This window comes from Microbacterium sp. (assembly GCF_049661145.1).
In the GTDB taxonomy this organism is placed as follows: Bacteria; Actinomycetota; Actinomycetes; order Actinomycetales; family Microbacteriaceae; genus Microbacterium.
This window is the reverse complement of record NZ_JBASZT010000077.1, coordinates 1-5,773: the sequence shown is the minus strand read 5'-3', so window position 1 is coordinate 5,773 and position 5,773 is coordinate 1. Positions and strand designations below refer to the sequence as shown.

The 5,773-nt window shown below is 70.9% G+C and carries 5 protein-coding genes; 3 read left to right on the top strand and 2 right to left on the bottom strand.

Annotation, left to right across the window (positions count from 1 at the left end; translation table 11 throughout):
• Positions 1 to 119 precede the first annotated feature (119 nt).
• Positions 120 to 1,082, bottom strand: a complete 963-nt coding sequence (locus WBP48_RS03560) for a hypothetical protein (RefSeq protein WP_424436198.1) — start codon at positions 1,080 to 1,082, stop codon at positions 120 to 122.
• A 352-nt stretch (positions 1,083 to 1,434) separates the two neighbouring features.
• Between WBP48_RS03560 and WBP48_RS03555 the strand changes: the two genes are divergently transcribed.
• The gene (locus WBP48_RS03555; RefSeq protein ID WP_424436201.1) at positions 1,435 to 2,790 is read left to right on the top strand and encodes a hemolysin family protein; all 1,356 of its coding nucleotides are present in this window, start codon (positions 1,435 to 1,437) and stop codon (positions 2,788 to 2,790) included.
• A complete protein-coding gene (locus WBP48_RS03550; protein WP_424436195.1) occupies positions 2,787 to 3,842 on the top strand; it encodes a hemolysin family protein in 1,056 nt (351 codons plus the stop codon). Before WBP48_RS03555 ends, WBP48_RS03550 begins: the two co-directional genes overlap by 4 nt.
• Before the next feature lie 259 nt (positions 3,843 to 4,101).
• Here the strand turns inward: WBP48_RS03550 and WBP48_RS03545 are convergent, their stop codons facing one another.
• Entirely contained in the window at positions 4,102 to 5,175 is a 1,074-nt protein-coding gene (locus WBP48_RS03545; protein ID WP_424436192.1) for an NADH:flavin oxidoreductase/NADH oxidase, read from the bottom strand.
• A gap of 94 nt (positions 5,176 to 5,269) precedes the next feature.
• Here WBP48_RS03545 and WBP48_RS03540 point away from each other — a divergent pair.
• On the top strand, positions 5,270 to 5,773 hold a 504-nt coding region (locus WBP48_RS03540), incomplete at its 3' end, for an ADP-dependent NAD(P)H-hydrate dehydratase (RefSeq protein ID WP_424436189.1).

Here is a 5,773-nt window from a genome sequence, read left to right as displayed (position 1 = left end):
GCGCGGCCGAATGTGGCACGCGCTGTCGAATTTTCGGCAGCGTGAGCCGTTTTGGGCAGCGCTGGGCAGCGCTGGGCAGCGCGAGGCAGCGCAGAGGGCACGGATGCCGGGTCCGCGAGCTATCGGCGCCGGGCGGGGCGCGGCTTGGTGCTGCGCATGCCGTCAGCGGCGAGGACGTCGTAGACGTAGCGCGAGTCGTCGGCATCCGTCGCCTCGAATCGGGTGAAGCCGCGGACCTCGCGTCGGATCTCATTCTCGCGGTTCTTCTCGTCGATCACGATCTCCGACGGATCGCGATCACTCGCGTATTCGGGGCTGAGGTACTTGCCGCGGCCATCGATTTCGACCCAGTGATCCTGGTCAGGGAAATAGAGGTCGCCGTAGGCGACGCGACCGCTGCGCAGCACGCGCCGCTCCTGCAATCGCGGGCGAGGAAACCCCAGCGAGATCACCAGGAGGCGCATCTGCGTCTCGCGGGCGTTCGCGGCGAGCGGTTCCGCAGCCTCGATCGCGCGCCGCGCGCGGGCGTCGCCTCGTCGTGGCGCATCGCCGTCGAGCAGCGCGAGAATCTCCGCCTTCGTCGTGAGCGGACCGCCGGGCCGACCCGTCCAGATCGCCTGGTCGATGGCGCTCACGGCGCGCACGAACGGCAGCGCACGCGCCAGATCGAGGGCCGTCTGTGCGGGTGTCGTGACTTCGTGAGTTCCGAACGGCACGCGCTCCACGCCCGCAAGGCCCAGCGCGCGCCGAGCGACGGCCCCTCCGGAGCGGCCACCCGTCGCGCGCTCGATGGTGACTTCGACGGCATCCGGCCAGGCCCCGAGCAGGTCGATGCCATGGATCGCCGCGGCGGCGAAGTGCGACAGCACGGCTCCCGGCTCCAGCCGGTGTGCGACCTCCTCGACCCGCAGTCGATGACGCTCGAGGGGCTTCAGTGCGAGCCAGTCCGCGCGATGCGCGAACACGCCCGGTGCGATGCGCTGCCATGTCCCTTCGCGCACGTGGCGCCGCACGCGGCGGTAGTCGGGGGCGGCGAGCAGGTCGCGTCGGCGTGCCAGGCGGATGTCGGGTGACGGCGTCATGCCGATACTCTCGCGGTGCGCTCGCCCCGGCATCCGCCCGCCCGCGACATCTGTGGACAACTTCAGCGATTCGTCCGCTGTGGAGGGGCCGATGTCCCGCAGGCTTCGCGCGGCCGAAAGTGGCATTCGCGGCGGAACTTTCGGCAGCGCGAGCCGCTTTCGGCAGCGCGACCGCACTGGCGCCGCGCGCCGCGCGATGCCGGAGCCGAGACCACCGGATGCTGGAGCCCGCGTCGGCGGCATGCCGTAAACTCGTCGGCACAATGGACGACCCTCCCAGTTGCAGACGATCGCCCCACCGACCCTCTTCCTGCACGAGCGCCGCATCGGCGCCCCAGGGGGGTGACGCGTGATGGATTACGTCATGTTGGGCGTGGGGCTGCTTCTCACCATCGGGACGGGGCTGTTCGTCGCGAGCGAGTTCGCGCTGGTCAATCTCGACCGCGCGGACCTGCAGGCGCGGCAGGATGCCGGCGAATCCCGACTGTCGCTGACGATCAGCGCCCTGAAGATCACCTCGACCCACCTGTCGAGCGCGCAGCTGGGCATCACGCTGACGACACTCCTCACCGGGTACACGATGGAGCCGGCTCTGACGAACCTGCTGAGTCCGGTGTTCTCGGCGTGGGGGATCCCGGATGCCGCGGCGCGTCCGGTCTCCACCGTCGTCGCGATCGCGCTCGCGACGACGTTCTCGATGATTCTCGGCGAGCTCGTCCCGAAGAACTTCGCGCTGGCGATCCCACGGCAGACCGCAAAGCTCGTGATGCCGTTCCAGGTCGCCTTTACGACGGTGTTCCGCCCCGCCGTCACGGTGCTCAACGGCAGCGCCAACGGCGTGCTGCGGGGCCTCGGCATCGAGCCCAAGGAGGAGCTGTCGGGAGCGCGCACGGCCGAGGAGCTCTCCAGTCTCGTCCGCCGCTCCGCGAGCGCGGGGGTGCTGGAGGAGGACACGGCGTCGTTGCTCGACCGCACCCTCACCTTCGCGCGCCTGACGACCGCCGATGTCATGACGCCGCGCCCCAGCATCCACGCCGTCGCGGCCGGCGACAGCGTCGAGGACGTCATCCAACTCGCGCGCCGCACGGGGCACAGCCGCTTTCCCGTCTACGGCGACTCGATGGACGACATCACCGGCATCGTGCATCTCAAGCAGGCCGTCAGCGTGCCGCGCGACCGCCGCAACGACGTTCCCGCTGCCGCGATCGCCGAGGATCCGCTGCGCGTGCCCGAAGCCGTGCACCTCGATGTCGTCATGACGGAGCTTCGGGCCAAGGGGTACCAGATGGCCATCGTCGTCGACGAATACGGCGGCACCGCCGGGGTGCTGACGCTCGAGGATCTCGTGGAGGAGATCGTCGGCGAAGTGCTCGACGAGCACGACCGCAGCCGCGCGGGCGTCGTGCGCGTTGCTGGCGCCGTGACCTTCCCGGCGGACCTGCGACCCGACGAAGTGCTCGACCGCACCGGCATCCGCGTTCCCGAGGGTGACGTGTACGACACCGTCGGCGGCTTCTTCATGTCCCGGCTCGAGCGCATCCCCGTCGTCGGCGACACGGTCGAGGTGGACGACGGGACCCTTGAAGTGCAACGCATGGACGGCCGCCGGGTCGACCGGGTGAAATTCATCCCGCGCCCGATGCCGGACGGCGCGGACGCTGATGCGGGCGACGCCGGCACCGAGCGCGAGCGAGGTGAGCAGCGATGAGCGACTGGGCGGGAATCGCATGGCTGTTCGTGCTGCTGGCCTTCAACGCCTTCTTCGTCGGCGCCGAGTTCGCCGTCATCTCCGCGCGCCGGTCGCAGATCGAGCCGCTTGCCGAGCGCGGCTCCAAGACCGCGCAGACGGCGCTGTACGCGATGGAGCACGCGACCCTCATGCTGGCCACGAGCCAGCTCGGGATCACGATCTGCTCGCTGCTGATCCTGAACGTGTCCGAGCCGGCGATCCACCACCTCTTGGAGGTGCCGCTGGGGCTGACCGGCTGGAGCGAGGCCGTCACCGGCGGTGTCGCGTTCGCCATCGCGCTCGTACTGGTGTCGTACCTGCACGTCGTGTTCGGCGAGATGGTTCCGAAGAACCTCGCGTTCTCGGTGCCCGACCGGGCCGTGCTGATGCTGGCGACGCCCCTGGTGTGGGTCTCGAAGATCTTCTACCCGCTGATCGTCGCGCTGAACTGGACCGCGAACCACATCGTGCGGCTGTTCGGGGTCGAGCCGAAGAACGAGGCGGCATCCACCTTCACGCTCGACGAGGTCGCGACGATCGTGAACCAGTCCCGCATCGAGGGCGTGCTCGATGACGCCTCGGGCGCGGTCGCGGCGGCGGTCGAGTTCACCGACAAGAAGGCGCGCGACGTCGCCGTGCCGCTCGCAGAGCTCGTCACCCTGCCGGAAGTCACGACGCCCGATGAGATCGAGCGGGCGGTGGCGAAGCACGGCTTCTCGCGATACGTGATCGTGGATGCCGAGGGCGCGCCCGTCGGCTACGTCCACCTGAAGGACGTGCTGCGCGCCGCCGAGGGGCCCGACGCCGACAAGCACGTCACCGCCCCCATCAAGCCCAAACGCATCCACCACATGGTGCCTGTGGCAGAGACGACCGACCTCGAGGACGCGCTCGCCCTCATGCGCCGCTCCAGCCGTCACCTCGCCCAGGTGCGGAACGTGGTCGGGGAGACGACGGCGGTGCTCTTCCTGGAGGACATCATCGAGGAGCTCGTCGGCGAGGTCCACGACGCCACTCGCCGCGGCTTCTGACCTCCCGCGCGCGGCGCGGGGCTTGCCGCGTGGGTCCAGAGCGCTTCGCGCTCGCACTCGATCACTGCTCGTGGGGCGTTCAGGCAATGGCGGGGTCGCGAATGGTCGCTATCCGCGGGGAGGAGCGACCACTTGCGACCCCACTGCCCGTGCCCGCGTTGCTGCGGTGCTGGCGGGGTCGCGAATGGTCGGATCGGAGGGCCGGAGGCGACCAGTTGCGACCCCACCGCGCTGCCCGTCTACACGTGGACGTCCGCGCTCAGGCGCGCGGGCGGGCCCGCAGGTACTGCGGCGGCCACAAGCCGGCGTCGGTCTCGCCGAGCTCGGTGGCGGCGCGGAGTGCGAAGTGCGGATCGCGCAGCCATTCGCGCCCGGCGAGGATCACGTCGGCATCCCCCGCCTGCAGCACGGCCTCGGCCTGCGCACCCGACGTGATCTCGCCGACGGCGCTCACCGGCACGTCGCCGCCGCGTCGCACCTCGGCGGCGAGCGGCACCTGGTAGCCAGGTCCGGTCGTGATGCGCTGGTGGGCGACCAGGCCGCCGCTGGAGATGTCGAAGAGATCCGCACCGCGCTCCGCGGCCCAGCCGGCGACGGTCGCGGTCTGGGCGGCATCCCAGCCGCCGTCCGCCCAGTCCGATGCCGAGAACCGTACGAGCACCGCCGCTTCCGTCGCCGCGGCCCGCACCGCCTCGACGATGCGCAACAGGAGCCTTGCCCGGTTCTCCAGACTCCCGCCGTACGCGTCCTCCCGCAGGTTCGACAGCGGCGAGAGGAACTGGTGCAGCAGGTAGCCGTGCGCGGCGTGCACCTCGAGCACCTCGAACCCGGCCGCGAGGGCACGCACCGCAGCGGTGGCGAACGCCTCGACCACCCGGTCGATCGCGGCGTCGTCGAGCGCGACCGGCTCGGCGAACCCCTCGTACGCCATCGCGGAGGGTGCGACCGTGGTCCAGCCCCCGGCATCCTGCGGTACGGAGCCGTGGTTCCCGGTCAGCGGGGACCACGTGGACGCCTTTCGGCCGGCGTGGGCGAGTTGGATGCCGGGAAGCGCGCCGCGGGCGCGGATCGCCGCCGCGATGGGAGCCCACGCGTCCCTCTGGGCGTCGTTCCACAGCCCGGTGTCGTCCGGCGAGATCCGCCCCTCCGGCACGACCGCCGTCGCCTCGGCGATGACGGCGCCCGCACCACCGGACGCGAACTGCGCGAGGTGCACGTGATGCCAGTCGTTCGGCAGCCCGTCGACGGCGGAGTACTGACACATCGGTGCGACCCACAGTCGATTGCGCACGGCACGGCCGGCCAGATCGTAGGGGGAGAACAGCAGGCTCATACGGACCTTCCTCGTCGGAGGATGACGAACAGATCGAGATCAAACCGGAACGGCGGTCGAGCGGCGCGCGCGGCACGTGGGTAGGGTGGCGCGCATGGACTCGTCACGCGAGTGGAGTGCGGCCGACGCGGCGGCGAGTCTGAGAATGCCAACTCCCGGCGACGACAAGTATTCCCGCGGCGTCGTGGGGCTGCGCACCGGCTCCGACGAGTATCCGGGAGCCGCGGTGCTCGGCGTCGAGGCCGCGTGGCGCACGGGTGTGGGCATGGTGCGCTACCTCGGACCGGCGGGTCCGCGCGACCTCGTGCTGCAGCGGCGCCCCGAGACCGTCACGGTCGCCGGCCGCGTGCAGGCGTGGGTGATCGGCTCCGGGATGCCCGCGGGCGATCGGCGCACACCCGAGCAGACAGCGACGCTGCGCGATATCCTCGCAGCGGACGTGCCCGTTGTGATCGACGCGGGCGCCCTCGATCTCGTGACGGTGGACTCCGAGGTAGGGGAATCCGGGGCGGGGGATGCCGGGGCGCACGCTCCGCGCGTGCTGACGCCTCACGACCGCGAGCACGCGGCGCTGCGCCACCGACTCGGGCTGCCGGAG

Excerpts from the sequence above, each read along its gene's own strand:
- WBP48_RS03560 (WP_424436198.1), bottom strand. The coding sequence starts at position 1,082 with ATGACGCCGTCACCCGACATCCGCCTGGCACGCCGACGCGACCTGCTC.
- WBP48_RS03555 (WP_424436201.1), top strand. The coding sequence starts at position 1,435 with ATGGATTACGTCATGTTGGGCGTGGGGCTGCTTCTCACCATCGGGACG.
- WBP48_RS03550 (WP_424436195.1), top strand. The coding sequence starts at position 2,787 with ATGAGCGACTGGGCGGGAATCGCATGGCTGTTCGTGCTGCTGGCCTTC.
- WBP48_RS03545 (WP_424436192.1), bottom strand. The coding sequence starts at position 5,175 with ATGAGCCTGCTGTTCTCCCCCTACGATCTGGCCGGCCGTGCCGTGCGC.